Annotated in this window: 24 protein-coding genes and 1 pseudogene; 15 read left to right on the top strand and 10 right to left on the bottom strand. The window is 63.9% G+C overall.

The features are described 5' to 3' along the window. The first annotated feature begins 24 nt into the window (after positions 1 to 24). From K0M74_RS12665 to K0M74_RS12645, 5 genes are all read left to right on the top strand, one after another. A complete protein-coding gene (locus K0M74_RS12665; protein WP_293972835.1) occupies positions 25 to 1,440 on the top strand; it encodes a wax ester/triacylglycerol synthase family O-acyltransferase in 1,416 nt (471 codons plus the stop codon). Between the two features lie 86 nt (positions 1,441 to 1,526). After that, the gene (locus K0M74_RS12660; RefSeq protein WP_293972832.1) at positions 1,527 to 1,658 is read left to right on the top strand and encodes a hypothetical protein; all 132 of its coding nucleotides are present in this window, start codon (positions 1,527 to 1,529) and stop codon (positions 1,656 to 1,658) included. After that, entirely contained in the window at positions 1,634 to 2,449 is an 816-nt protein-coding gene (locus tag K0M74_RS12655) for a hypothetical protein (RefSeq protein ID WP_293972829.1), read from the top strand. The genes K0M74_RS12660 and K0M74_RS12655 overlap by 25 nt, the downstream gene beginning before the upstream one ends. 31 nt (positions 2,450 to 2,480) lie before the next feature. Beyond that, positions 2,481 to 2,960, top strand: coding sequence for a GNAT family N-acetyltransferase (locus tag K0M74_RS12650; RefSeq protein WP_293972826.1), 480 nt, complete (start codon positions 2,481 to 2,483; stop codon positions 2,958 to 2,960). 153 nt (positions 2,961 to 3,113) lie between these two features. Further along, positions 3,114 to 3,581: a nuclear transport factor 2 family protein gene (locus K0M74_RS12645; RefSeq protein ID WP_293972823.1), complete on the top strand. Its 468-nt coding sequence runs from the start codon at positions 3,114 to 3,116 to the stop codon at positions 3,579 to 3,581. Positions 3,582 to 3,596: 15 nt separating this feature from the next. Here the strand turns inward: K0M74_RS12645 and K0M74_RS12640 are convergent, their stop codons facing one another. From K0M74_RS12640 to K0M74_RS12625, 4 genes are all read right to left on the bottom strand, one after another. Next, positions 3,597 to 4,703, bottom strand: a complete 1,107-nt coding sequence (locus K0M74_RS12640) for a S41 family peptidase (RefSeq protein ID WP_293972820.1) — start codon at positions 4,701 to 4,703, stop codon at positions 3,597 to 3,599. Between the two features lie 85 nt (positions 4,704 to 4,788). Continuing rightward, on the bottom strand, positions 4,789 to 4,986 hold the full coding sequence (locus K0M74_RS12635) for a hypothetical protein (RefSeq protein WP_293972816.1): 198 nt from the start codon (positions 4,984 to 4,986) through the stop codon (positions 4,789 to 4,791). Positions 4,987 to 4,997: 11 nt separating this feature from the next. Continuing rightward, positions 4,998 to 6,134, bottom strand: coding sequence for an acyltransferase family protein (locus K0M74_RS12630; protein WP_366932663.1), 1,137 nt, complete (start codon positions 6,132 to 6,134; stop codon positions 4,998 to 5,000). A gap of 206 nt (positions 6,135 to 6,340) precedes the next feature. Continuing rightward, entirely contained in the window at positions 6,341 to 7,858 is a 1,518-nt protein-coding gene (locus K0M74_RS12625) for a carboxyl transferase domain-containing protein (protein WP_293972813.1), read from the bottom strand. A 56-nt stretch (positions 7,859 to 7,914) separates the two neighbouring features. Here K0M74_RS12625 and K0M74_RS12620 point away from each other — a divergent pair, with 56 nt between their 5' ends. Both K0M74_RS12620 and K0M74_RS12615 read left to right on the top strand, forming a co-directional pair. Next, positions 7,915 to 8,403 carry a thioredoxin family protein gene (locus tag K0M74_RS12620; RefSeq protein WP_293972810.1) on the top strand — a complete coding sequence of 163 codons (489 nt, stop codon included), beginning with the start codon at positions 7,915 to 7,917 and terminating at the stop codon, positions 8,401 to 8,403. Positions 8,404 to 8,413: 10 nt separating this feature from the next. Further along, entirely contained in the window at positions 8,414 to 9,193 is a 780-nt protein-coding gene (locus tag K0M74_RS12615; protein WP_293972808.1) for an SDR family oxidoreductase, read from the top strand. Between the two features lie 128 nt (positions 9,194 to 9,321). Here K0M74_RS12615 and K0M74_RS12610 read toward each other — a convergent pair whose 3' ends face one another. Continuing rightward, positions 9,322 to 9,885, bottom strand: coding sequence for a VOC family protein (locus K0M74_RS12610; RefSeq protein ID WP_088442372.1), 564 nt, complete (start codon positions 9,883 to 9,885; stop codon positions 9,322 to 9,324). Positions 9,886 to 9,970: 85 nt separating this feature from the next. Between K0M74_RS12610 and K0M74_RS12605 the strand changes: the two genes are divergently transcribed. Then, the gene (locus K0M74_RS12605; RefSeq protein WP_293972802.1) at positions 9,971 to 10,873 is read left to right on the top strand and encodes a DMT family transporter; all 903 of its coding nucleotides are present in this window, start codon (positions 9,971 to 9,973) and stop codon (positions 10,871 to 10,873) included. A 153-nt stretch (positions 10,874 to 11,026) separates the two neighbouring features. Here K0M74_RS12605 and K0M74_RS12600 read toward each other — a convergent pair whose 3' ends face one another. Continuing rightward, the gene (locus tag K0M74_RS12600) at positions 11,027 to 11,974 is read right to left on the bottom strand and encodes an L-threonylcarbamoyladenylate synthase (RefSeq protein ID WP_293972799.1); all 948 of its coding nucleotides are present in this window, start codon (positions 11,972 to 11,974) and stop codon (positions 11,027 to 11,029) included. 55 nt (positions 11,975 to 12,029) lie between these two features. Between K0M74_RS12600 and K0M74_RS12595 the strand changes: the two genes are divergently transcribed. The 5 genes from K0M74_RS12595 (at position 12,030) to K0M74_RS12575 (ending at position 20,357) form a co-directional block, all read left to right on the top strand. Further along, on the top strand, positions 12,030 to 13,772 hold the full coding sequence (locus K0M74_RS12595; RefSeq protein WP_293972795.1) for an acyl-CoA dehydrogenase: 1,743 nt from the start codon (positions 12,030 to 12,032) through the stop codon (positions 13,770 to 13,772). Positions 13,773 to 13,887: 115 nt separating this feature from the next. After that, positions 13,888 to 16,179, top strand: coding sequence for an EAL domain-containing protein (locus K0M74_RS12590; RefSeq protein ID WP_293972792.1), 2,292 nt, complete (start codon positions 13,888 to 13,890; stop codon positions 16,177 to 16,179). A gap of 701 nt (positions 16,180 to 16,880) precedes the next feature. Continuing rightward, positions 16,881 to 18,821 (top strand): ribonucleoside-diphosphate reductase subunit alpha, encoded by a 1,941-nt coding sequence (locus tag K0M74_RS12585; protein WP_293972790.1) that lies wholly within the window; start codon positions 16,881 to 16,883, stop codon positions 18,819 to 18,821. Between the two features lie 123 nt (positions 18,822 to 18,944). Beyond that, positions 18,945 to 20,009, top strand: coding sequence for a ribonucleotide-diphosphate reductase subunit beta (locus tag K0M74_RS12580; protein WP_088442382.1), 1,065 nt, complete (start codon positions 18,945 to 18,947; stop codon positions 20,007 to 20,009). A gap of 123 nt (positions 20,010 to 20,132) precedes the next feature. Beyond that, positions 20,133 to 20,357, top strand: a complete 225-nt coding sequence (locus tag K0M74_RS12575; protein WP_293972787.1) for a hypothetical protein — start codon at positions 20,133 to 20,135, stop codon at positions 20,355 to 20,357. A 1-nt stretch (position 20,358) separates the two neighbouring features. Here the strand turns inward: K0M74_RS12575 and K0M74_RS12570 are convergent, their stop codons facing one another. After that, entirely contained in the window at positions 20,359 to 20,592 is a 234-nt protein-coding gene (locus tag K0M74_RS12570; protein WP_293972784.1) for a transposase, read from the bottom strand. A 147-nt stretch (positions 20,593 to 20,739) separates the two neighbouring features. Between K0M74_RS12570 and K0M74_RS12565 the strand changes: the two are divergent. Both K0M74_RS12565 and K0M74_RS12560 read left to right on the top strand, forming a co-directional pair. Further along, positions 20,740 to 20,901 (top strand): annotated as a pseudogene (locus tag K0M74_RS12565) (GIY-YIG nuclease family protein); the annotation flags it as partial. 268 nt (positions 20,902 to 21,169) lie between these two features. Continuing rightward, on the top strand, positions 21,170 to 21,895 hold the full coding sequence (locus K0M74_RS12560; protein ID WP_293972781.1) for a hypothetical protein: 726 nt from the start codon (positions 21,170 to 21,172) through the stop codon (positions 21,893 to 21,895). A 431-nt stretch (positions 21,896 to 22,326) separates the two neighbouring features. Here K0M74_RS12560 and K0M74_RS12555 read toward each other — a convergent pair whose 3' ends face one another. The 3 genes from K0M74_RS12555 to K0M74_RS12545 form a co-directional block, all read right to left on the bottom strand. Further along, on the bottom strand, positions 22,327 to 22,824 hold the full coding sequence (locus tag K0M74_RS12555) for a hypothetical protein (RefSeq protein ID WP_293972778.1): 498 nt from the start codon (positions 22,822 to 22,824) through the stop codon (positions 22,327 to 22,329). A 55-nt stretch (positions 22,825 to 22,879) separates the two neighbouring features. Then, complete coding sequence (locus tag K0M74_RS12550) at positions 22,880 to 23,656, bottom strand: hypothetical protein (protein WP_293972776.1); 777 nt, start codon at positions 23,654 to 23,656, stop codon at positions 22,880 to 22,882. A gap of 178 nt (positions 23,657 to 23,834) precedes the next feature. Further along, a complete protein-coding gene (locus tag K0M74_RS12545; RefSeq protein WP_293972773.1) occupies positions 23,835 to 25,364 on the bottom strand; it encodes a sulfatase-like hydrolase/transferase in 1,530 nt (509 codons plus the stop codon). Positions 25,365 to 25,599: the final 235 nt, after the last annotated feature.

The raw sequence follows: 25,599 nt of genomic DNA, 5'->3' as shown, positions 1-25,599 counted from the left end.
GAACAGAATGAGGGGGAGCGCGCCATGCGCCTGATGCCGGTGACCGACGCGATGTTTCTCGTCGCGGAAACGCGCGAGACGCCGATGCATGTCGGCGGGGTCAATCTCTACACCCTGCCCGACAAGTTCGACGAGACCGAGTGGCTGAACGAGCAACTCGCCAACCTGCGCCAGTCCGAAGGGCTGCGCCGCCCGTTCAGCGAGGTGCTGAAACTCACCCCGCTCGGCCAATTTGGCCCGATCCGCCTCGAACCCGACCGCGACATCGATATGCACTATCATGTCCGCAGCGCCGCGCTGCCCAAGCCCGGGCGCTATCGCGAGATGTTCGAGCTGGTCTCGCGCCTCCACGGCACCCTGCTCGACCGCACCCGGCCGATGTGGGAAATCACCCTGATCTCGGGGCTGCCTGATCGCCAGATCGCGACCTATTTCAAGATCCACCATGCGCTGATGGACGGCGCATCATCGATGCACTTCACCAACGCAATGCTCAGCGCCGATCCCAAGGAGAAGCGCAGCTATTCGCCAATGTCGGTCGAAGCTTATGAGGCGTATAAGCGCAAGTTCCCGGCGCCTAAAAAACCGCCGCCGCCCAGCCTCACCGACCTGAAAGCCATCGGCAGTTTCCTGAAGGAGCAATGGGGTAACAGCGTCGGGGTGACCAAGGCGCTCAACCAATATGCGGCCGCGATGTTCGGCATGGGCGGCAGCGATCTGACGACGCCATGGTCGGTGCCGCGCACCAGCTTCAATCGCAACATCACCGGCGCGCGGCGCTTCGTCGCACAAAGCTGGTCGCTCGAACGCGTGCGGGCAATGGGCAAGGCGTATGACGGGACGATCAACGACGCGGTGCTCGGCATGTGTTCGGGGGCGATGCGCAAATACCTGCAATCGCTGAACGAGCTGCCCGACAAACCGCTCAAAGCCATGGCGCCGGTGTCGATCCGGCCGAAGGATGACATCGACGCCGCGAACTCGGTAGCGGCGGTCACCGCCAACCTCGCAACCCATATCGACGATCCCGCGACGCGGATGGCGACGATCCAGGCGTCGATGAACGCGGCCAAGGCCCAGCTGCGCGAAATGACCGCGCAGCAGATCCAGATCTATACCGCGATCACGCAAATGCCGCAGATGCTGACCGCGCTGACGCGCACCGCCGACAAATTCCCGGCGTATAGCGTGACCATCTCGAACGTCCCCGGCCCGCGCGAGCAGCTGTACTGGAACGGCGCGCGGCTCGACGGCATGTATCCCGCCAGCATCCCGGTCGACGGCATGGCGATGAACATCACCCAGGTCAGCAACAACAAGAATATCGATTTTGGCATCACCGCCTGTCGCCGCAGCGTCCCCCATGTCCAGCGGCTGATCGATTATCTGGAGGATGCGCTGGTCGAGTTGGAGGAAGCGGCGGGGATCAAGGGGAAATAGGCACCCGTGACCGGTACATCTTAGCTTTTTACACCGTCGCCACTGCCGCCTAAATGCCGCGCGAGACCAAGCGAGGGGAAGCCGGAATGCTGGGCAAATTCGATGCGCTGGACCGGCTCGTCCAACTGCTGCTGCTGACCGCCGCCATCGGCGCTATAGCCAATGGCGGCTTTATGCTGACCGATCCGCTCGCATGGTATGTCTTCATCCGACCGTGATCACCACCGGGCCGCCGAACGCACATTTCATCCGCGACATCGGGCTGGCCTATGTCGGCTCGGGGCTGATCCTGCTCTACGCCGCCAGATATCCGATCCTGCGCTGGCGCGCCGCGGTTGTCGGCGGCCTCTGGCTGACGCTGCACGGCTTGCTGCACATTTATGACGTGCTGGCGGGCATCTGCGGCCCCGCGACGTTTTGGGCCGACGCGCCGGGGGTGCTCGGTCACCCCCTGCTCGTCATCGTGGCGCTGACCATCCTATTCGCGCGCCAGCGGATTGCCCCCGCGGGCATCCCTGCGCGCCTGTTCGCACGGGCCGCGGACAAAGCGACCGGCGGCAACAGCCCCTATCTGCCCGACCTCGTCGCCGCGCCGGGCCACGCCGCCGAAAAATTCCAGCATTTCCTGCCGGTCACCGCGCACCGCCACGCCGCGCCCGCCGATGCCTTCCACGCCGCGCGGATCGGCGCGACGCTCGCCGCCGATTGCGGCCCCTGCGCGCTGATCGCCGCCAAAGGGGCGCTCGGCGATGGCGTCGCGCGCGCCATCGTCAACCGCCTGCTCGCCAGCGACCCGCCCGCCGACTTGTCCGAAGCCTTTGCCTTTGGCGCCGCGGTGGGCAGCCACGACCCCGCCGCCGACGCGCATGGCGCGCAGGTCGAAATGCTCTACGGGCGCACCGTCCGCTTCGAAATGGCGCTGACCGCCGCCACCGTCACCGCTTATCCGGCGCTCAAGCGCGGCCTTGGCTTCGCCAACAGCTGCGCGCTCCACAAGCTTGCGGTTTGACAGCGCGGACGGACCGCGACACAGCGCCGCGATGACTATCTCGATCCGCCCCGCCGCCCCTGCCGACCTGCCGCTGATCGCGCAGTTCATCCGCGACCTCGCCGTCTATGAAAAGCTGGCGCACGAAGTCCGTTTCGACGAAGCCAAGCTTGGCGAAAAGCTGTTTGGTCCGCGCCCTTATGCCGAGGTGGTAATCGGCGAACTCGGCGGCGAGCCGCAGGGCTTTGCGCTGTTCTTCCACAATTTCTCGACCTTCGAAGGACGCCCCGGCCTCTATCTCGAAGATCTTTTCGTCCATCCAGAGGCGCGCGGATCCGGGCTCGGCAAGGCGCTGCTCGCGCATCTGGCCCAGCTGTGCGTAACACGCGACTGCGCGCGGCTGGAATGGAGCGTGCTCGATTGGAACACCCCCGCGATCGGCTTTTACCAAAACCTCGGCGCCAAGCTGATGGACGAATGGACGGTCATGCGCGTCGATGGCGACGCGCTGACCGATCTGGCCGCAGCCTGACGTACAAAAAGGACAGCAATTTCAGTCCCGCCTGCGCGCCATTTGCTACATCGCCCCAATCATGCTCTCCTGCCCCTGGGCCGCACCGGGCTCGCATGTTTGCGAGCGAGTCGTTCCTCCTCAACGGAGGCCGACGACAACAGGGGAAAGACCATGCACAGCAAGTTGTATGCCGCTTCGGCGGCCCTTTTCGTGATGGCGATGGCGCCGCTTGCCAGCGCCCAGATGCCGACCTGGTCGGCGGAACAGACCGAAGCGTGGAAGGTCGTCCAGCAAAGCTGGGTCGACGACGTCGCGCAGAACGGCAAATGGCCTGCCAACTATGCCGACCCACAGATGGTCGTATGGTCGTCCGAATTTGCTGCGCCGCGCGGCAAGGATTCGGCAGTGCGCTGGACCAAGTTTCAGAATAGCCAGGGCAAGGTCATCCAATATGAACTGAGCCCGCAGTCGATCTCGCTGAGCGGCGATACTGCGGTGGTCACTTACGCGCTGACCATCGTCAACCAGCGGGGGACCGACAAACCCGACTGGGGCAAGGAAGCGATTGTCGAAACGCTGGTGCGCACCACCACCGGCTGGAAATTCCTGTCTTCGACCAGCTTCGCGCTCGGAAAGTAAGGGGCGTCGCGGCGGTCACCGCGCGATACGGGGCCGCCGCCGTTCCATTGGCCAGCTTGGCATATGCGCGTCGGACAGCCGTTTGGCTTCGTCTGGCGCCACGCCAAGTTCGGTCAGCACACGCACGAGCGCCTCGGCGGGCGCGATGGCGATATCGGGCTGCACCCCGTCGCCCTCCCAATCCTTGCCGCTGACCGGATCATAGGTCCGGCCGACCGGGATGAAGGCGCGATAACCCCCGCCCAGCTCTTCGCCGCGGCCGAAATGATTGGCGCCCGCGGTCGGCGCGCCGACCAGCGTCCCGCGCCGCGTATGCTTCATCGCCAGCGCAAAATGCTCGGCCGCCGACGCGCTGGCGCCCGACGTCAGGACATAGATTTTCGCATCGCGCAACCGCGCATCGGCCCCCGGCGTCGCCCAATGCTCGCGCGTCACCATGCCAGCGTCGCCCTCGGCCGGCCGCATCGACGGCAGCCCGGCAATCGGCGACCCGCCACGCGCATCGACCGACGCGCGTGTCGCCATCGTCACCAGTCGCGTTTCCTGGTCGAACAGCCACGGAAAGATGACATCCATCTGGTCGAGCCCGCCGCCATTGTGGGTGCGGATGTCAAAGATGATCGCCTTCGCATCGGCGTGATCGGCCATGAACTTCGCGGCCTGCGCGGTCACGTCCGCATCCATCGGAAAGACGTTGAAGCGCACGAACGCAATCCCCGGCGCAATCCACCCTGCCTGCTCGACCGGCACCTTCGGCGGGCGTGGCGTCGATACCGTCCCGCCTGCTACGGCGTTAGCGGCCGCGGCCGCTTCGGGCACGCGCAACCGCAAATGTCCGTCGGGCGACACCGCATTCACATCCCGATCGATCGCCTGCCCCAAGGCTTCGCCGGTCAGGCTGACATAGCGTCCCGCCGCAATACCCGCGCGCAGTGCGGCAGCGTATCGCTTGCCTGTTTCAGGATACACATAGTCGCTTTCGAGTAGCGCCGCATAGGTTTCGGCGACCTTTTCGGCGCTCACCTCGTCCGCCGCCAGCGCCGCCGACGAAGCCGTCATCGGCGCGGCTATCGTTCCGGCGCTGATCAGCAGCGCAGGCAAAATAAAGGAAGCGCGAATCATCATTGTCTCCAATCCAACTCCGGTTGGACCCGAGTGTATCACATCAGCAATACAGATCAACTACATTTGTAATCGATAGCCGAAATCAGCGTTTGCGCGCAAACCAGACCAGAAAGATGCCGACCACCGCGAGCACCACGCCGTTGCGTGTCCAGGTGGTGTCGCCTAGCATAAAGCTGCTCGCCGGCCAGCGCACGATGTCGAGCCCCTGCAACGCCCACAGCCCGCCGACCAATATCATCGCGACTCCGAGAATCGCGAGAACGCCCTTCAATGCACCCATGATGTCTCCCCCTATTGGCGCTGCAATCCGATCAGCGGTCGCAGCCACCCGATGCTGCGCCCGATCCAATAGAAAAGCCAGCATCCCGTCACCGTCGCCGCGAGAAGGATGAGGAAGGATGGCAGCGCGGCGATATCGGCCCGGAGCAGGTACCAGCCGACAATGACGATAATCGTCTGGTGGATGATGTAAAAGGGAAACACCGCCTCGGCCAGCATCGCGCGCCGCGGATGGTCGCGGTTCCAATAGAAGTCGGCGACGCCGATAAGCGCAATGATCGTCGCCCACCCCTGCACTCGCCGAGCCAGATGATAGATCAGGATCGCCCAGTCGGGCGCGCGGATGTCGCCGGGCCAGGTGCCTTCGGCCCAAGCGATGGGCGCGAAGGCGAGCACCGCCAGCACCGCGGCAATTTTCCAGCACCGCGTCACCGCCTCGAACAGCATAGGCCGCACGCGCAGCAGCCAGCCAATCGTGAACGCGACCAGATAGTGGAGATGCGACGGTCCGTCGTCGAACAGCGCATGCGTCTCGTCATGCTCGGGGAAGGCCAAGTAAATCGCGATCCACAGCAGCATCGGGACGACGAGCAAACCCCATCCGCGCAGCAGCCGCGCCGCCCCGTCGGCAACCTGCGCGCGCGCAGTCGCGGGGATGAGGGCCATCACCAGTGCCGCAAGCATCGTGTAAACCCACAGGTAAACGACAAACCACAGATGCTGCCAGGTTGGCAGCGCAATGCCGTCGATAAACTGGAAACCGAAATAATCGTGTAGCCAGAAATGCAGGAAACCGTGCGGATAGCCGTGCTGCCCCGCCAGGTCGATCCACGGCTGCGGCGGAATGATAAACACAACTGCGAAAAGCAGCGGGACCAGCAACCGCGCACTGCGCGACCGCGCGAAAGCGCGGCTACCGCCAAGCTTGGCGAACAACGCCGCGCTCGCATAGCCGGACACGAGGAACAGCAAAGCCAGCCGCCAGCCGTTCGTCGCCAGCATCGGGATCGTCACCCACTCAAGCGGCTGCGCGATTTTGACATGCCAGCCCCACGGCACCAAATACATGCCTATATGGTAGAGGATCAGCAGCGCGAAGGCGCCGATCCGCAGCCAGTCCATGCCGTGATGGCGTTGCGCGGTCCCCAATGCCCCCACCCATCGTCATTCCGCGCCAGCGAAGAAATCCAGCGCGGTTAACCCAACTCTTAATTGCTTCGCTGCGCGCGAAATGACGATGCTAATTCTCCACCGCCCTGCCATCCGTCATCCCGGCCTTCGCGGGGATGACGAAATCAGGTAACGTGGCAACGCCTAAACTGCACCCTGCAACTACATATCCAGTCATCAGCCGACTAGCGCAACACCCGCCATGCCAAGTCCGCAAACTCGCACAGCAACGGCCGTGTGTCGCGCGGATCGATAATATCCTCGACCCCGAATTTCTCCGCCGTCCGGAACGGCGAACGCACCCGGTTCAACCGCTCGCGAATCGCCTCCAGGTGCGTGGCCGGATCCTCCGCCACCTCGAGCTCGCTCTTGTACGCAACTTCAACCCCGCCCTCGATTGGCAGGCTCCCCCAATCACCCGACGGCCACGCGAAACGGTACTGAAACCGCTCGGCATTCGACATCGCGCTGCCCGCGATCCCATAGGCGCGGCGCACCACCACCGACGCCAGCGGCACCGTCGCGCGGTAGATCGTGTTCATCGCCTGCACCCCGTAACGGATCGTCCCAGTCCGCTCGGCCTCGCCGCCGATCATGAAGCCCGGATTGTCGACGAGGTGGACGATCGGCAGCCGGAACTGGTCGGCCAGCTTGACGAACCGCTCGGCCTTCTCACTCGTCTTGGCATCCCACGATCCGCCAAGATAGGAGGGATCGCTAGCGAGCAGCGCGACCGGATAACCATCGAGCCGCGCAAACGCCGTGATCACCGCGCGGCCCCAACGCGCACCCATTTCAAAGACGCTGCCCTGATCGAACACCGCGCCGCAAATGCGCCGCATCGCATAGACCTGCTTCGCCTCGCGTGGCACCGCCGACAACAGGCTCTCCTCGCGCCGATCGACCGGATCATTGCATTCGGTCCGCAGCGCCCGATCGTGGATCGACGAGGGCAGGTAAGACAGGAACTGCCGCGCCGCCGCAAAGGCCTCGGCCTCGCTGGCGACCTCGTCGTCGACCACGCCGTTGCGCGTATGCACGTCAGTCCCGCCCAATTCCTCACGGTCCAACGTATCGCCGATCGCCGCCGCCACCGCCGGCCCCGCCGCAAACAGTTGCGACAGCCCGCGCACCATCACGCTGTAATGGCTAGCGACCACCCTCGCCGCGCCCAGCCCCGCGGTCGGCCCGAGCGCGAGTGCCACGACCGGCACCGTGTCGAGATTGGCGATGATCTCATGCCAGCCCGGTACATGCGGGATATAGGTGTAGCCCATATCCTCCAGCGTCTTGACCGACCCGCCACCGCCGGTGCCGTCGATCATCCGGATCAGCGGCAGCCGATATTCATGTGCCATCGCCTCGCACTGCACGAACTTGCGGTGCAGCGCCGCATCCGCCGCGCCGCCGCGCACCGTGAAATCGTCGGCGCTGGCAACCACTGGCCGCCCGTTGATATTCGCGCGGCCAAAGATGAAATTGCTCGCGGCGAGGTCTTCCAGCTCGCCGTCCGGGCCATATTTGCCGCGCCCCGCGATCTTGCCGATCTCGCGAAAGCTGCCCGCATCGACGATCCCCGCGAGCCGCGCCCGCGCGTCCATCTTGCCGCGCCCATGCTGGCGCGCGACCTTTTCCTCGCCGCCCATCTTCTCGGCCATCGCGCGGCGTTGGCCCAGCTCGTCGATCTCTTTTTTCCAACTCATGCGGTAAAGGCTATCTGACGTTGACGGAAACGTCATGCAAAACCTATCGTCGGCAGATGAAGCGTCCATTCACCCTCGCCTTCGCCGCCGCTCTGCTAATGGCGGGGTCAGCCAACGCGCATGAAACACGCACGATCCCCGGCGTTGAAGACGCATACAAAAGCACCGCCTTTATCGCCGAACCGATGTCTTCGATTGACGCCGCGCTCGGAAGGGCAAGGCAATCGGGCAAACCCGTCCTCCTCGTCATGGGCACCGGCGGCTGTCACGACAGCGCCTGGCTCGCCAATCTGATCGCGACCGACAGTTTTGCTCCCGTCCGCGAGCGCTACGAAATCGTCTACGCCGATATCGGCATGCCGCATGTCCGCGGGCTCGGCCGCAACCCCGAAGTGCCCAAGCGCTTCCGCTTCCGCATCAAGGGCACGCCCACCGTCGCCTTACTCGACGCCGAAGGCCGCGTGCTCAATCGTAAGGCGGCGCCTAAATGGCGCAACGCCGCCAGCCGCAGCGACGACGATATCTATAACGAACTGATGCAATAGGGAGAGACGCATGGCCAACATGAACCTGACGGGGCGCGTCGCGCTCGTCACCGGCGCCTCGCGCGGGATCGGGCGCGGGATCGCGATCGGGCTCGCCCAAGCGGGTGCCGACGTTGCGGTCAACTTCGCCCGCGGCGAGGAGGCGGCCGCCGAAACCGTCGCCGCGATCGAGGCGCTCGGGCGCAAGGCAAAAGCCTATCAAGCGTCGGTCACCGACGAAGCCGCCTGCGCCGCGATGGTTGCCGCGGTCGAAGCCGACTTCGGGTCGATGTCGATCCTGATCAACAATGCGGGGATCGCGAGTCGCGGCCAGTCGGTCGCCGACACCAGCCCCGAAGAAGTCGCTAAACTCTTCGCCGTACACGCCGGTGGCCCGCACCGCCTGTCGCGCCTCGCGCTGCCGCAGCTTCGCACCCACGCACGCAGCGACATCATTATCATCTCCAGCATCGCGACCTATGTGAACTCGCCCAACGGCGCCCCCTACACGATGGCGAAAGCGGCGGGCGAAGCCCTCGCGCTGACGCTGGCCAAGGAGGAACTCGCGAACGGCGTCCGCGTCAACATTGTCGCGCCCGCGCTCACCGTGAGCGATATGGGCGAAAAACTCTCGCGCGCGATCACTGGCCAGGACGACATCCAGCATCTCGCCGCCAAAATGCCCTTCGGCCGCGTCGCCGTCCCCGCCGATGTGGCCGCGGCGGTGCTGTGGTTCGTCAGCGACGCGAACAGCTATTGCTCGGGCCAGAAACTCAATATCGATGGTGCGGGACAAGCGACGTTTCGATAAAAACAATCCTACCCGTCGCGCAGCGATGGGGAGACGGCAGCCCGAAGCGCTGACAGAGGGGGCATTGGCGCGACTGTCGCAGCCCCTCCACCCCTCCGCACGACTTCGTCACCGGGAGGATAAGAAGCTCACACCATCCCATGCTCCGCCGGAATCCCCGACGGTGGCCCCACCGGCATTCGCATCAATTCGGCCTCGCTCGCGCCCGCCTCATAGCGCGCTAGCAATTCGTCCGGATCATATTCGATCCCGATGGGATTGCCGCCGAACGCTTCGCTCTGCATATAGGCAACCGCGTCCGCCACTGTGCCGTGATCGACCTGAAACTCCATCCGGTTGCCGTCGGGGTCGGTATAATAGAGCGACAGCGTCGTCCCGTGGTGGATCGGCCAATAGGGTGTGATCCCCGCTGCCTTCAGCCGTTTGTACACCTCCATCAGATCGCCCGCGCTCGCATAGGTATAGGCGACATGATTGACCCCGACATCCCCGCGCCCGCCATCGCCGCCCGGTTTCAGCAACTCGAGGTTCGCGAACGCAAAGCGGTGATGCTCGTCGTCATAGGTCAGGAACGCGAGCGCCGGGTCCTGATGCACGACCTCGGCCTCGAACACCTGTTGGTACCAGGCGATCATCGCGTCATAGCGCCGCGTCATATAGACGACGTGCGCGAACTTGCTCGGTTTCGTCATAGCCCCACTCCACCCATGACCAGGCGCGATGCTGCGCGCGTTAGTTTCGTTGTGCAAGCCCGAATCCCTCGGCTAGTGGCGGGTCATGCGCCCCGATTCGTCCTCTCCCGTCATCCCGTTCCTGATCGCATGCGCGGGTATTGCGACCTTTTCGGCGATGGACGTGCTCATGAAGGGGCTGTCGATCGACATCGGTGCCTATAACGCTGTCCTGTGGCGCACCGGCGCCGGTACGATCCTCAGCGGCGCGATCTATTTGGCCAGTCGCCCCGCGATGCCCGACCGCGCAACGCTGCGTATCCACGCCGTTCGCTCACTGTTCGTCGCGGGCATGGCGGTCAGCTTTTTCTGGGCGCTCGCGCGGTTGCCGATTGCCGAGGCGATCGCGATCGCCTTCATCGCCCCGCTCGCGACGCTCTACATGGCCGCGATCTTCCTTGGCGAGAAGATCGGGCCGCGCTCGATCATCGCGTCGGTGCTCGGCATCGCCGGGGTGCTGATCATCGTCGCGGGCAAGCTCGGCCGCGGCGACTATGCGCCCGAAGCCCTGTGGGCGGTCGGCGCGGTCGTCGCCTCGGCGCTGCTCTATGCCTATAACCTCATCCTCGCGCGGCGGCAGGCCAAGATGGCCGAGCCGATGGAAATCGCCTTTTTCCAGAACGGCTTCGTCGCGCTGATCCTCGCGCTCGGCGCCCCTTGGTTCCTCGCGGTTCCTGGCAGCGATCAGGCGATCCCGCTCGTCGGCGCCGCCTTCCTCGCGGTAACGTCGCTGCTCCTGCTGAGCTGGGCCTATGCCCGCGCCGAAGCGCAAATCCTGGCGACCACCGAATATACCGGCTTCCTGTGGGCGATGCTGTTCGGCTGGATGTTCTTCGATGAAGCGGTAACCTGGCCGACGATCGTCGGGGCGGTACTGATCGTCGTCGGTTGTCTGATCGTGGCGCGCAAAACCCCGCAGCTCGATCCGATCGAACCGGCGGCGGCATAGATTAGTCTCACACAAACACACAAAGACGGCCGTCGACGCCCCGCGCGCCGGCTCGTCGCTGCAGGCGATTTCATGAAAGAGCTACGCGCAACCGACGAACGACATCGGCGTACCTGCCCAGCCCTCTTTGTGTCTTTGTGCGATTCAAAAAAATCACACCGCGGCGCGCGAAAGCCGATCATTAATCGCCGCGCCCAACCCCTCGGCGGGAATCCTCGCCACCGCAATCTTCGCCTTCGCGTCCGCTGCCCCCGCGTGCAGCGCATCGAACAGGCGCGCCGCCGCCTCGGTCAGATCGCCCTTTGCGCTCAACTGGTAATCGCCCGTCGCCGAACCAAACCCGATCCCGAACTCGTCGTCCGCAAAATCCACCGCGCCCAGCCGCACTGGCTTGCCCGGCGCATAATGGCTCGCGAGCATCCCCGGCGCGACGATCTCTGATCCCGTTACCCCGATCACCGGTAACCCGCTTGCCGCAGCCAGCATCTCCGCTGTCACCGGCCCCGGACGCAGCACCTCAACGGCGTCATCCTTCACCCGCCCGATCGTCGATTCCACCCCCTCCATGCAGGGACCATCGTCGATTACCAGCGCGATCCGGCCGTGCAGCGTCGCCAACACATGTTCAGCTTTCGTCGGGCTCACCCCCCCGCTCGCGTTGGCGCTCGGCGCCGCCAACGCTACGCCGGTTTCCGCGAGCAGCGCCTGCATCGCGCGATGCCCCGGCACCCGCAGTGCGATCGTGTCGAGCCCCGCAGTCGCGACGCTTGCAACCGGACAGTCGGTCGTCCTCGGCACCACCAAAGTCAGCGGCCCCGGCCAGAACCGCGCCGCAAGCGCGCATTCAACCGTACCGAACACCCCTAGCTGCTTGGCTGCCGTCAGATCCCGCACATGCACGATCAGCGGGTTGAAATCGGGCCGCCCCTTCGCCGCATAGATGCGCGCCACCGCCTCCGCATTGCACGCATCGACGGCTAAGCCGTAGACGGTCTCGGTCGGCACCGCGACCGGTTCGCCCGCCGCCACCAATTCGGCAGCGTGCGCAATAGCTGCGCTATCGAACGCACGAACAAGACTGGGCTTTGAGGCATCGGGCATGCCGCGCTATAGCGCCCGCGCAACGAGATTCACCAGCAAAGTCGGAACCCTCACGATGACCTATACGCCGCCGACCACCGAACAACTCTTCGTTCTCGATCATATCGCGCGCATCGACGCGATGGCCGCGCACGACAAATTCGCCGCCGCGACCCCAGACATGGTCGAGGCAATCGTCAACGGCATCGGCGAGTTCGCCGCCGAGGTTTACGCTCCGCTCAACCGCGTCGGCGACGTTCAGAACCCCAAATGGGAGGACGGCAAGGTCACGATGCCCCCCGGTTTCAAGGAAGCCTATCAGGCATTCGTCGACGCAGGCTGGGGCAGCATCGACGGACCCGAAGAATATGGCGGCCAGGGCCTGCCCTTCACGCTGGCGACTGTGATCATCGAGGCGCTCGGCACCGCCGACATGGGCTTTACCCTCTGCAACATCCTGACCCCCGGCGCGATCCACGCGTTGATGGCCTATGGCACCGAAGAGCAGCGCCAGATCTGGCTCCCGAACCTCGTCTCGGGCGCATGGAACGGCACGATGAACCTGACCGAGCCCGCGGCGGGCAGCGATGTCGGCGCGCTGCGTTCGAGCGCCGAAAAGGTCACCGAAGGCGAGCATGCCGGGCTCTACCAGATCAAGGGCCAGAAAATCTTCATCACCTTTGGCGAGCACGACCTCACCGACAATATCGTCCACCTTGTCCTCGCGCGCACCCCAGGCGCGCCCGAGGGGACGCGCGGCATCTCGCTCTTCCTTGTCCCCAAATACCGCCTCGATGCCGATGGCAAACCCGCGCATTCGAACGGCGTGCGCTGCGCGTCGATCGAGCACAAGCTGGGCATCCATGGCTCGCCGACCGCGGTGATGATCTATGGCGAGGACGAGGATTGCCTCGGCGAAATCGTCGGCGCCGAAATGGGCGGCATGCGCGCGATGTTCGTGATGATGAACGCCGCGCGCCTGCTCGTCGGCTGTCAGGGCGTCCAGATCGCCGAACGCGCCACGCAGCAGGCGCAGCGCTTCGCCGCCGAGCGCGTCCAGTCGGCGCTCGCGGGCGGCACCGACCGCACCCCGGTGACGATCGACCAGCACCCCGACGTCCGCCGCATGCTGTGGCGGATGCGCGCCCAGACCGAGGCGGCGCGCGCGCTGACCTATTACGCCGCGGCGCAGACCGATTTCGGCAAGCTCGGCGACGAAGCCGCCGCGATGCGCGCTGAAATCCTGATCCCGCTGGTCAAGGCGCACGCGACCGACATCGGCTGCGAAGTCGCCAGCATCGGCATCCAGGTCCATGGCGGCATGGGCTTTATCGAGGAAACCGGCGCCGCGCAGCACTATCGCGACGCGCGCATCGCCCCGATTTACGAAGGCACCAACGGCATTCAGGCCGCCGATCTGGTCGGCCGCAAGCTTGGCATGGCGGGCGGCGATCTTGTCCGGGGGCTGATCGATGATGTCGCGCACGGCGCGGCGGATTTCCCCGAACTCCAGCAGCTCGCAGACGCCTGCCGCGCAGTGACCGACTGGATGGTGGGTGCCAGCACCGGCGACCGGCTCGCGGGCAGCTACCCCTATCTCACGATGCTAGCCACCGCGACCTGTGGTTGGCTGATGGCGCTGCAACATCAGGCGGCAAAGGCGGCGCTCGATGAAGGCAGCGGCGACCGCGCGTTTCTCGAGGCTAAGATCGCCTCGACACGCTTTTACCTTGGTCAGATTGTCCCCACGGCGACCGGGCTGGCACCGTCGGCGCTGGCGGGCGACGCGGCGCTCGCCCCGCTGCCAAAATTGGCCTGAAACTGTTAGATTCAAGCCGCTTTTCGTCGTGTCGCCAACGGCAAGAGTTTGTTCATGATTAACGCGATGATAACGATGTGGGACTAGGCACGACCGGCAATTGCTGGAGACGTGCGTGCCCATTCCGGTCAAAAGTCTGATCATCAGCTGGCGCACGATCGCCCTTTCGCTGCTGCTGAGCGTGGCTGCAGGGTTCTCGTCTATCGCCGAACCGGTCGATCGTATTCTAGAAAGCGCCGTGGGCCGCGTCGCGTGGCGACCCGTGTCGGGCGACACCGTTGTCGTCGGCCTCGACGACAAGACTTTGCAAGCCGTTGAAAACAAGGATTTCGACGTCTCGCATCACGCACAACTAGTCAGCGCAATCAGTGCGTCACAGGCCAAGCGGCTTTTCGTCGACTTTTCTTATGAGCGCCGCCTTGAGGATCGCGATTTTCCCCTGCTCGCGGATGCTGTTCGGAAAATGGACGACCGAATCGTGCTTGCGGTGCCGGGAAGTAGCACCACGGGTACCACCGCTGTGGTCGATTATTGGCCCGACCCCGCGTTCGGCAACCGCGCGCAACAAGCTTGCATCTGCTGGGAGTATGAGTTTTGGCAAGTGTGGAAAGTGCCGCTTGCGGTCACGGCAAGCGGGCGATTGCTACCCAGTTTTGCGGCTAAACTGGCCGATCGGCAACCCGATCAGCCCGAAGTCTTCGCGCTCGACCTGTCCTATGACGCCGACACAATCAAAGAATATAGTGCAATCGACGTAATGACGGGCAAGCTCGATCCCGATCTTTTGCGCGGCAAGGATGTTATCTTTGCGTTCACCGCCGCTGCGTCGCCCGACAAACATTATTTGCCCGGTCATGACAAGCTGCCGGGTGCCTATATTCACCTGATCGCAGGTGAGGCGCTGAAGCGCGGCCAACCGATTAACATCGGCTGGCTCCCGGCGCTGGCGATTACCGCCATCATATTACTGGGGGCGCTGATTTGGCAGGGTGGGCGCTGGTATTCGCGCGTGGCGCTGGTCACAACCTTGCTGTTGATCGCGGCAAAGATTATTCTCGGCCTTTCGCTCGTCGCAACCCAGATCGGCGGTGCATGCTTCCTGATCGCTGCGGTTAGCGCCAATGTGTCGCGCAACCGCCGTCGCCGTTCAGCGCAGCGCGAAAATCCGGTATCGGGTCTCCCCAATTTCGAAGCACTGCGATCGCAGACGCCGTTTGGCAGCGCGACGGTCGTTGCCGCTAAGGTCGTCAATTTCGAGGATCTCGCTGCTTTCATCCCGGGTGACGGGATCGGCAAGCTGATCGAGCAGGTCACGCGCCGCCTGTTGCTCGCGTCACAGGGAACGGCGCTTCATCACGACCTAGATGGCACTTTCGCCTGGCTGGTTCCCTATTATCAGCACAGCCAGATCGAGGGACAGCTTGCCGGGCTTGCCGCACTGTTCAACGCGCCGCTGACGATCGGCGAATTGCGGGTCGATGTCGCGATCGCCTTCGGGGTCAACGACGAGTTCGAAGGCTCGAACGCCCAGCGCCTGGCTGCCGCGCTCGTCGCCGCCGAACGCGCGATCCGCACCCGCGCGTTGTGGACCAAATATGTGCCGAGGCAAAAGGACGACGCCGGTTGGCAGCTCTCCTTCCACTCGCAACTCGAGGACGCGCTTACCGGCGGCGATATCTGGGTCGCGTTCCAGCCGCAATATGCGCTTTCGACGGGCCGGCTGGTCGGGGTCGAGGCGCTGGCGCGCTGGACGCATCCGACGCGGGGTCCGATCCCGCCCGACGAGTTCATCGTCCAGGCCGAAAAGAGCCAGGACATCTATCGCTTGACGCTGTTTGTCATGGATCAGGCGATCCGGTCGGCGGCGCAGTTGCACGAGCGCGGCCACCGAATCAACATGTCGGTCAATCTTTCCGCGACGTTGCTTGATCATAGCGACCTCGTCGGCACGATCCGCGTGATGCTCTCGGCGCATCATTTGCCGCCGGAGATCCTGACGATCGAGATCACCGAAACCGCCCAGATTGAAAACAGCCGCCAGGCGCGCCAGACGCTCGCTCAGCTTCGCCGCACCGGCATTCGCCTGTCGATCGACGATTATGGCACCGGCCAGTCAAACCTCGAATATCTGACTGAAATCGAGGCCGACGAAATCAAGATCGACAAGCGATTCGTGATGACCATGCGCGATTCGCAACGGAACCGGGAAGTGGTGAAATCGACCATCGACCTAGCACATCGCCTGGGCGCGGTTGCGGTCGCCGAAGGCATTGAAGATGCCGAAACCATGGCCCTTTTGGGCCAGCTCGGTTGCGACGTTGGCCAAGGCTATCATCTTGGCAAACCACAATTATTTTCCGAACTCGCTGCGACCCTTTCCGCCCCACCGCAAAACCGAACCGCATAACTGCCAGATCGGCTGCAATTATATGGTTAAGACTCGATTTACCTTACAAAAGATGGTAAACGCTCCGTTAACTGTTCTTCGTGGGCAGTGCCGACAGGAGATTTCACATGGGTTGGTTTTGGAGATTTCTGGGTGGTGGTGGCTCCGGCAACGGTGGCGCATCGGCCTAACCTGGATGTAAATTCAGCGAGAGGGCTCCGGCATTGCCGGGGCCCTTTCTTTTTGTCCGCAGCCCGCGCGACCGCTTGATGTTCGCTGTGGCAGTGGGACCATCGACCCAAGGCGCCACTACAGCCGTCTCGCTTGCGCGAAAAATTTCCGTTCGCATCGCTGTCGCACCGAGATCCGCGCAATCCCTCGGAAACGCAGGCGCGACCCCGGCTGATCGCGCCTTGCGCACGACGAGACGAATCAAAATATCGACGAACCGAGTCCCTAAACCGTCATTTACTGTCTTGCATCGTCGCGCCGACGTGGCACTATAGATGGTGGGTCGGCCGAGGGGGCACCCCAAGAATTAGTGCTTGGCCAAAATTGGCAGATTTCCGTCGCCCATATCACATGGGCTCGGAAAACTGCTTCGTGCGGCCAAAAATATGTGCCCCCGCGGATCGAATAGATGCTAGGCTGGGGCTTCGTCCCGAGTCGAACAAGACAGGAACATATGCGCTGCGGCGCATGGGCAATCGGGGACGAACAAGATGGATTTTCGCGAGACAGAACGGGTGGAGACGAGCGACGTGGCGACGGTGGAATTGACGAAGAACGAAGCGCCTGTAGCGAACGAATCGGCCCCCGAAGCGGCGCCGACCGCCAAGCTTAACGACAGCAGCGAGGCGAAGGTCCACGCGCGCCGATTCGATATCGTCACTGACAAGAGCCGCGACGCGCTGCTCACCGACTTCGGCAAGGAAACGCTCGAGGATCGCTACCTGCTTCCCGGCGAATCCTATCAGGATCTCTTCGCCCGCGTCGCGTCGGCCTATGCCGATGATCAGGAGCATGCGCAGCGCCTCTATGATTATATCAGCCGCCTGTGGTTCATGCCCGCCACCCCCGTGCTGTCGAACGGCGGCACCGGCCGCGGCCTGCCGATCAGCTGTTACCTCAACTCGGTCCCCGACAGCCTCGAAGGCATCGTCGAGACGTGGAACGAGAATGTCTGGCTCGCATCGCGCGGCGGCGGCATCGGCACCTATTGGGGCAGCGTGCGCGGCATCGGCGAACCTGTCGGGCTCAACGGCAAGACCAGCGGCATCATTCCGTTCGTCCGCGTCATGGACTCGCTCACCCTCGCGATCAGCCAGGGCAGCCTGCGCCGCGGTTCGGCTGCCTGCTATCTCGACATCTCGCACCCCGAGATCGAGGAGTTCCTCGAAATCCGCAAACCATCGGGCGACTTCAACCGCAAGGCGCTCAACCTCCACCACGGCGTGCTGATCACCGACGAGTTCATGGAAGCGGTGCGCGACGGCACCGAATTCAACCTGCGTAGCCCTAAGGACCAGAGCGTCCGCGGCAGCGTCGACGCACGCTCGCTGTTCCAGAAGCTCGTCGAAACCCGCCTCGCGACCGGCGAGCCCTACATCATCTTTATCGACCAGGTGAACCGCATGATGCCCAAGCATCACCGCGATCTCGGCCTCAAGGTCACCACCTCGAACCTGTGCAGCGAAATCACCCTGCCCACAGGCCGCGACCATCTCGGTAACGATCGCACCGCGGTCTGCTGCCTCTCGTCGCTCAACCTCGAAACCTGGGACGAGTGGAACGGTGACAAGGGCTTTATCGAAGACGTGATGCGCATGCTCGACAACGTTTTGCAGGATTATATCGACCGCGCCCCGCCCGAAATGGCGCGCGCCAAGTACAGCGCCAGCCGCGAACGCTCGGTCGGCCTCGGCGTCATGGGCTTTCACAGCTTCCTCCAGGCGCGCGGCCTGCCGTTCGAGGGCGCGATGGCGAAATCGTCGAACCTGCGCGTCTTCAAGCATATCCGCGCGCAGGTTGATCAGGCGTCGATGCTGCTCGCCAAGGAGCGCGGCCCCTGCCCCGACGCCGCCGATCAGGGGGTGATGGAGCGTTTCAGCTGCAAGATGGCGATCGCGCCGACCGCGTCGATCTCGATCATCTGCGGCGGCACCAGCGCGTGCATCGAGCCGATTCCGGCGAACATCTACACGCACAAGACGCTCTCGGGCAGCTTCTCGATCCGCAACCCGCACCTCGAGGCGCTGCTCGTCGACAAGGCGAAGAACAGCGACAATATCTGGAACTCGATCCTCGAACGCGGCGGCAGCGTCCAGCACCTCGACTTCCTGACGCAGGACGAAAAGGACTGCTTCAAGACCAGCTTCGAGATCGACCAGCGCTGGCTGCTCGAACTGTCGGCCGACCGCACCCCGTACATCGATCAGGCGCAGTCTCTGAACCTGTTCATTCCCGCCGACGTCGAGAAATGGGATCTGCTCATGCTTCATTACCGCGCGTGGGAACTCGGCATCAAATCGCTCTATTATCTGCGGTCCAAGTCGGTGCAGCGCGCCGGCTTCGCGGGCGGGGTCGAGGCCGACAACACCGCCGAAGCCCCGGTCTATGAATTGCAGACCACCGACTACGACGAGTGTCTGGCCTGCCAATAAGCACGCGCCCTCTTTGATCCCCGGCGAAAGCCGGGGCCCAGAGCGGCCTTACGCCAAGCCAGACTGGACCCCGGCCTTCGCCGGGGCACATGAACAAGAGACAAGAACCGAGGATATCCCGCCATGCCCTTGTTAGAATCCCGCAACACCTACAAGCCCTTCGAATACCCCTGGGCGTTCGATTTCTGGAAGCGCCAGCAGCAGATCCATTGGGTTCCCGAGGAAGTCCCGCTGGGCGAGGATTGCCGCGACTGGGCGCAGAAGATCAGCGACCACGAACGCAATCTGCTCACCCAGATTTTCCGCTTCTTCACCCAGGCCGATATCGAGGTGCAGGATTGCTACCACGACAAATATGGCCGCGTGTTCAAGCCGACCGAAATCAAGATGATGCTGACCGCGTTCAGCAACATGGAAACCGTGCATATTGCGGCCTACAGCCACCTGCTCGACACCATCGGCATGCCCGAAAGCGAGTACGGCATGTTCCTCGAATATGACGAGATGCGCGCCAAGCATGATTATATGCAGCAGTTCGGCGTCGACAATGACGAGGATATCGCACGCACCCTCGCAATGTTCGGCGGCTTTACCGAAGGGCTTCAGCTCTTCGCCAGCTTCGCGATGCTGATGAACTTCCCGCGCTTCAACAAGATGAAGGGCATGGGCCAGATCGTCAGCTGGTCGATCCGCGACGAAAGCCTGCATTGCGAAGGCATCATCAAGCTGTTTCACACCTTTACCAAGGAGCGCGACTGCCTGACCAAGGCGGTGAAGGAAGACATCATCGACACCTGCCAGAAAACGGTGCGGCTCGAGGATGCGTTCATCGATCTGGCGTTCGAACAGGGGCCGGTCCCCGGCATGACGCCGAAGGAAATCAAGCGCTACATCCGCTACATCGCCGACTGGCGGCTGGGGCAGCTCGGCTTCGCGCCGATCTACATGATCGAGGAACACCCGCTCCCCTGGCTCGCCCCGCTGCTCAACGGCGTCGAACACGCCAACTTCTTCGAAACGCGCGCCACCGAATACAGCAAGGGCGCCACCCGCGGCGAATGGAACAATGTCTGGTCCAGCTTCGACAACCGCAAGAAAGCCAAGGCGAACGACGACACCGCCCCGGTGATCACCGCCGAAACCGACGGCGAAGACATGTTCGCCAAGGCAGGGATCGCCGCGGAGTAAACCTTGCTGCCCCCTCCCGCAAGCGGGAGGGGGCAGCGAGACTTAGGGGCTTGCTCCCTTGGTCGTAGCGGGGAGGGTAGCAACACCACCCCGCCGCAAACCAAACAAATCAAGGCCAACCAAATGACCGAAAAACAAAAACTCATCATCCTCAGCCAGCCGCAGCGCTCGACGCTCGAAGGCCTGTCGAACCGCCGCCCGCAACTCCCCACAGACCCGATCCGCGACGAACTCGTCACGTTGGGACTGGTGGTGCAGCAGGGCGCGAAGTGGGCGCTGACGCCGCAGGGCAAGAAGGTGCTGGCGGCGAGCTCAAACCGGCGCAATGCGGGCGGGTTTTCGGTTTGATTTAGGCCGTGTTGACAAAAGATTTCAGCCACAGTCGCGTGGCGGCGAGGTTGAGGAAGCTCTCGAACTGGAGCAGGGTTTTGTCATAGCGTGTGGCAATGCGTCGTTGCTGTTTTAGCTTGCCGAACATGCGCTCGACGCGGTTGCGGTCCTTGTAGCGGCGATAGTCGGGATGATCTGGCACCTTGTGGTTCGAGCGAGGCGGGATGATCGGCAGGATGCCCCGGACCAGCACGCTTTACCAGAAGCGATCACCCTCATAGCCCCCTTCGACAAGCTCAGGACAGGCTTGTAAGCGAGCAGCGCCTTGGTTGTGGCGACGGGGATCGCCATCAGCGGTACGGCAGCGGTGTAATCGGAAGCCTCGCCGCCGGTCAAAACGCTAGTCTAGTTCGAACTTGCCGGGACGATGCACGCCGCGATCACGCGCGAGAAGCAGATCAAGAACCGGCAGCGCAAGTGGAAGATCGAGTTGATCGAGGCGGTTAACCCCGAATGGCGCGTTTTGGCCGAGGAATTGGGGTTGCCGCCGCCAGACGGGTGACGGCCGCGACCGCGCAACTCCCCCTCCTTCGTCATGCCGGACTTGATCCGGCATCCATTCCGGCAGCGGCGACATCGACCCCGGATCAAGGCGGACGAGCCACGGGTCTCCTCTGCGGGTGACGACCAAAGCGTGGCCGAACCACCATTCCCCGCCACCCCAACCATCCCCGCAGGGCGCTGATTATTAACGACATTGACGGCTCGCGCATTTCCTGTTCTTCACCGTGAACGGCGCGCAGGGGGCGTGCCGATTTGGGGGTATAATCATGAAATCGAAATTGCTCGCGGGCGCCGTTGCGCTCGCGCTCGTCACGCCTGCCTTCGCTCCGGTCGCGGCGCAGGACGCGCCCGCCGTGCCCGCATCGGTCGATGCCGGGCCGGTGCTGGTCGCCGTCCCCGTCGCGGCGCCGACCGCGAATCCGGCGCGCATGCTGCCCGCCAACACCGAAATACTGCTCAGCATGAACGAGGAACTGTCGACCAAGCGCAACCAGGAAGGCGACACCTTCCACATGTCGGTCGTCCACAATGTCGTCCAGGACGGCTTCATCGTGATTCCAAAGGGCGCGCGCGCGACCGGCGAGATCACCTGGCGCACCGGCAAGGGCGCGTTCGGCAAGTCGGGCAAGATGGACATCGAGCTGCGCTATGTCGAAACCGGCAACAACCGCGTGCCGCTGACGGGCAGCTTCCGTCAGGAGGGCGAAGGCAATACCGTCGCGACCATTGGCGGTGTCATCCTCGCGGGGGTGTTCGCGGCGTTCATCACCGGCAAATCGGGCCGGATTCCGGCGGGCCGCGAACTCAGCGTCCGCACCAAGGAAGCCCTGGCCTTTGCGGTGCCGGCGGGCACCCCGACCGCGGCGCCCGCGCCGATGGCGGTCGCCGTCGAAACCGCGCCGGTGGCCGCAACCCCCGCCGCCGCGCCCTTACCCGCGCCCGTCGCGGATCCGGCGGAAAGTCCCGCCCCGGCGCCCGTGACCGCGAACTGATAGTCCGGCGGGTTCCGACGCAGCCGCCGGGACCCGCCATCGGCCTCGCTGCATCACCGAGGGGCTGGAATTGCGCCTGCCGCGTGGAATCCTATTTCGCACGCGCCACCCCAGAACCCCTTTCCTACTATTTTTCGCCATGCCACGCTCGCGGTCTGGCTCTTTTGACTCGTCCGAACCTGCTGTTCCCCAGCGCGCCACATCGCGCCCGCGTGCGACCTTCTCGATGTTTCATGCCCCCGCCGCGCTGGGCAACCTCGGCGATCTTGGCCCGTGTCTGGCCGCCAACACCTTGTTTCCGGGGTCGATGCGGTGACAAATTTGACAACTTCCGTCGCCACGACATCCCGTCGGCAATCGGTGGCCGTAATCCGGGCGCGTTGGGCTGAACTTTCCTGAACTTTGGCACCGCAGATGCCGACGTGCACCGGCTAATTCAGCGCGGACCCGCTCGGAAACCCGCGCACTCCCGCGACCGCGAACATCACCCCGCCGCGCACCGCCTCGGGGGCGTCGGCGAGCAGCGCCAGCTTGACCAGCTCGCGCGTCACTTCGCTGTCGTCGTCGACGACCAGCCGCAGCGATTCGATGCCTGTTTCGTTGCGCGAAACCACGACATCGCGGATCAGGTTCAGCGGCCAGCTATCCGTGCTGCCGCGGTACAAGCGCGAACCGTCGTGAAAAATATAGGCGTCGCGCTGGCGCCACAGCCGGTGAAAATGCGTCAGCCCCAGCGCCGCCGCCACGATCAGCGCGGTCACCAGCAGGTTGCCGAACACAATGCTGCCGACGATTTCTAGCGCGCTGCTGCCGCGCGCCTGCCGCGCCAGCAGCCCGATCAGCGCCAGCACGCACAGCAATTGCCCCGCCGCCAGCGGCTTCGCCTGCAACCGCCCGATCACTACTATCCTGTGGTCCGACCGCGCCATCGCCGGGCCTATAGGCACAGCGGCGGCGCGGCGCCAGTCGCTATGGCGCTGCCCCTTATCGGCAGCGCGGGTGTGTGCCGATGTCGCGGATGTCGTAAACGCGCCCGTCGGCGACCGTCATCTGCACGCACTGGCGGCTCGCGCGGCGGTTCCACACGCTGTACGCGGTGCTGCCCGATTTGAAGCTGTCGACATTGGTGAACCCGCGATCACGCATCGCGCTGTCGGCGCTCGACGCGCGCGCGCCGTTCAGGTCAATAAACTGCCCGACCTCGGCATAACCGCCGCCGCCATAATGATGGCCCAGATTCGACCTGCGCTCGTTCACCCCCGCCTGATAACCGCTCGAATAGGCATCGGACCGGCCATAATTGTGATAGGGCGCGTTATACAGGCCGTCGCGGTATCCGCGGTCGAAATCGCCGGTCCCCTGCTGGTCATATTCCTTGTCCTTGTGATGCTTCTTGCTCGCCAGCGCCGCAATCAGCGCGATCCCGGCAACCGCCGCAACCGCGGCCCCGGCATTGTCCCCGCCGCCGCCCTGGTTGCAATCGGACTTCGACGCGGTCTCGACCGACTGGTACCGGCCGTCCCACGTCACGACATGCGCGCACTGCTTGTTGTCGCGGTTCCACCAATAACTATGCTTGCGGTCGCCATCATGGTGGGTTTCGATATGCGTGTAGCCGCGCATCTCCAGCTGCGCTTCGCCGCTGGCCCCGCGCGCGCCGACCAGGTCCTGCAACTCCGGCACCTGCTTCGCCAGAACCGGTGTCGCCAGCATCGACGCCGCCACCAGCGCCGCGACAGACTTCATCGAAAAACTCTTCATGCTCTTTCCCCTGCTGCATTGCCACATGGGGGATGGCGCGGCGATTTTGGCCTGTCGCACAGCCCGAACGACCCGATCGGGGACGCCGCCCGGCGCCGGCCCGATTGCGGCATGCTTGTAACGCGATGCACGGGCGGAGTCTTTGATCTTGCACAAAATCCCCGCGCGCTTGTCGGGCCTATTCGCGGTCGGTGCCCGGAAAATGGGAACTCGCGGTGACCGACACCGTGCCCCCCTCGGCCGACGGTATCACGGTGCGGCCGAACCACACATAGCGCGCGGTGGGGCGGGTCAGGTCGTGGTCGTATAGCGACTTGGCCGCCGCCGTATCATAGCCCATCCAGCCCAATGTTGCTGGAAAGATCTGGCTGACCGAATGGCCGGAGCGGGGACTGGCGGTATAGCGGGCCGCCTTTCGTTCGGGCAGGAACGCGAGCAGCGGAACGCGAAATTCGTCGGCCACGCCTTCGCGGCTGCAATGCGGCAGAGCGCCGGGGGCCAAGTTCTGGCCATGGTCGGATGTATAAACAATTGCAACCGCTTCGCGGTCGATGCCTGACAGCAAGCGACTGAAAAACTGCGCTTTCGACCAGCGCAGCGCGGTGCCATATTGCAGTGAGACCGGGCTGTCGGCGGGGATAGTGCCTTTCGGATAATGGTCGCGATACTGGAAGTGGACGCCGCGCAAGACGGCATAGGTAAAGCTTTCGCCGCCGCCTTTCATCTGAGCGTTCAGCGCGTCGGCGATCTTCAGGTCGGTGTCGATGCCGCCGACCATCGGGCGATATTCGTCGATCATGGCACGTTCGGGTGCCAGCAACAGGTTCTGCGGCGCGCCGGCGGTCTGTCCGTCGATCAGCATGGTGCGATAGCCGGCGCGCTTCGCATAGCCCCAGATTGACGGCGTTCGCCTTAAATCCGTGTCTTTTCCAACATTTAGGACATCAACCCCGGATCGCAGCGCCACCTGCGCCGGTGCGCTGCAATGCCCCATCGCCGCCGCAATCCCAAAGTCGCTGTGCGGCACGTTCGCCAACGTCGGCGCAATCAGACGACGAAAGGGCGCCTCCGCCACACTCTCGTCGATCACCCAGACGATATGCCGCGGTGCTTCCGCCCGGGGATATGGGGTCAGCGGCGGCGCGGCGCGCGGCGGCGGCGGCGGCGCGCTGACGAGATCCCAGCCGAGGCCATAGAGGCTCCGCTCCGTCCCCTCGGGCCAGACTTCGACATGGCGATAGATCAGGCTGGGCGCGACCAGAATCGCAAGGCTGACAGCGGCGATTCCCCGGCTCCACGGGATCGCGACCACGCTTCGCGCTACCCGGCGCGCACCGACAAACAAGGCCAGCGCCGCCGCCACCTGTGCGCCGACAAACAGAAACTCACCGCCGAACTCGCCTGCCGCATTGCCAAACTGGCGTACCTCAGCGAGCATCCACGCCAGCGTCCCGCCGCTCAGCAGCTCGGGAATGATCTGGGTGTAACCGATATTGATCAGGATCGAGAGCGCCGCGAGTAGCAGCAGTACTACGACCCAGCGGCGCGAGAACAACAGCAGTGCCGCGAGAAATGCGCTCGCTTGCAACGCCAGGAAGCTCAGCGCGATAACCGCGCTCCGGGGATCACCTGCCGCCAGTCGATAGACGACGTCATGGGTCAGTTGGAACCGGTTTGCGATGGCATAGCCGACTGCGAAAAGCAGCACCGATACCGCCAACCGCGCGAACCGCCTGCGCAGCGCCCTATCCCCTCGCTCCAAACTCATCGCGCGACCAATATGCCTGGCGTCTTGAAAAATCGCAAACGCCGCCGCCACAGCGATAAAACGAAAATGGCCCGCTCCGGGGGACACCGGGAGCGGGCCATTTTCGGGGCCGGGGGGCGGCGTGGGGGCACCGGCGCGGGGTGTTCGTGGGGGGGGATTGGGGCGCGTGGGAAAA

The organism is Sphingopyxis sp. (assembly GCF_019459305.1).
Lineage (GTDB): Bacteria > Pseudomonadota > Alphaproteobacteria > Sphingomonadales > Sphingomonadaceae > Sphingopyxis.
Note: the sequence above shows the minus strand (reverse complement) of the source record. Positions and strands in the feature narration are given on the sequence as shown.

Coding starts and splice junctions, on each gene's coding strand:
- K0M74_RS12605 (WP_293972802.1), top strand. CDS start 9,971: ATGCGCCCCGATTCGTCCTCTCCCGTCATCCCGTTCCTGATCGCATGC.
- K0M74_RS12580 (WP_088442382.1), top strand. CDS start 18,945: ATGCCCTTGTTAGAATCCCGCAACACCTACAAGCCCTTCGAATACCCC.
- K0M74_RS12620 (WP_293972810.1), top strand. CDS start 7,915: ATGAAGCGTCCATTCACCCTCGCCTTCGCCGCCGCTCTGCTAATGGCG.
- K0M74_RS12585 (WP_293972790.1), top strand. CDS start 16,881: ATGGATTTTCGCGAGACAGAACGGGTGGAGACGAGCGACGTGGCGACG.
- K0M74_RS12575 (WP_293972787.1), top strand. CDS start 20,133: ATGACCGAAAAACAAAAACTCATCATCCTCAGCCAGCCGCAGCGCTCG.
- K0M74_RS12655 (WP_293972829.1), top strand. CDS start 1,634: ATGGTATGTCTTCATCCGACCGTGATCACCACCGGGCCGCCGAACGCA.
- K0M74_RS12650 (WP_293972826.1), top strand. CDS start 2,481: ATGACTATCTCGATCCGCCCCGCCGCCCCTGCCGACCTGCCGCTGATC.
- K0M74_RS12560 (WP_293972781.1), top strand. CDS start 21,170: ATGAAATCGAAATTGCTCGCGGGCGCCGTTGCGCTCGCGCTCGTCACG.
- K0M74_RS12635 (WP_293972816.1), bottom strand. CDS start 4,986: ATGGGTGCATTGAAGGGCGTTCTCGCGATTCTCGGAGTCGCGATGATA.
- K0M74_RS12665 (WP_293972835.1), top strand. CDS start 25: ATGCGCCTGATGCCGGTGACCGACGCGATGTTTCTCGTCGCGGAAACG.
- K0M74_RS12595 (WP_293972795.1), top strand. CDS start 12,030: ATGACCTATACGCCGCCGACCACCGAACAACTCTTCGTTCTCGATCAT.
- K0M74_RS12625 (WP_293972813.1), bottom strand. CDS start 7,858: ATGAGTTGGAAAAAAGAGATCGACGAGCTGGGCCAACGCCGCGCGATG.
- K0M74_RS12640 (WP_293972820.1), bottom strand. CDS start 4,703: ATGATTCGCGCTTCCTTTATTTTGCCTGCGCTGCTGATCAGCGCCGGA.
- K0M74_RS12615 (WP_293972808.1), top strand. CDS start 8,414: ATGGCCAACATGAACCTGACGGGGCGCGTCGCGCTCGTCACCGGCGCC.
- K0M74_RS12645 (WP_293972823.1), top strand. CDS start 3,114: ATGCACAGCAAGTTGTATGCCGCTTCGGCGGCCCTTTTCGTGATGGCG.
- K0M74_RS12610 (WP_088442372.1), bottom strand. CDS start 9,885: ATGACGAAACCGAGCAAGTTCGCGCACGTCGTCTATATGACGCGGCGC.
- K0M74_RS12600 (WP_293972799.1), bottom strand. CDS start 11,974: ATGCCCGATGCCTCAAAGCCCAGTCTTGTTCGTGCGTTCGATAGCGCA.
- K0M74_RS12550 (WP_293972776.1), bottom strand. CDS start 23,656: ATGAAGAGTTTTTCGATGAAGTCTGTCGCGGCGCTGGTGGCGGCGTCG.
- K0M74_RS12660 (WP_293972832.1), top strand. CDS start 1,527: ATGCTGGGCAAATTCGATGCGCTGGACCGGCTCGTCCAACTGCTGCTG.
- K0M74_RS12555 (WP_293972778.1), bottom strand. CDS start 22,824: ATGGCGCGGTCGGACCACAGGATAGTAGTGATCGGGCGGTTGCAGGCG.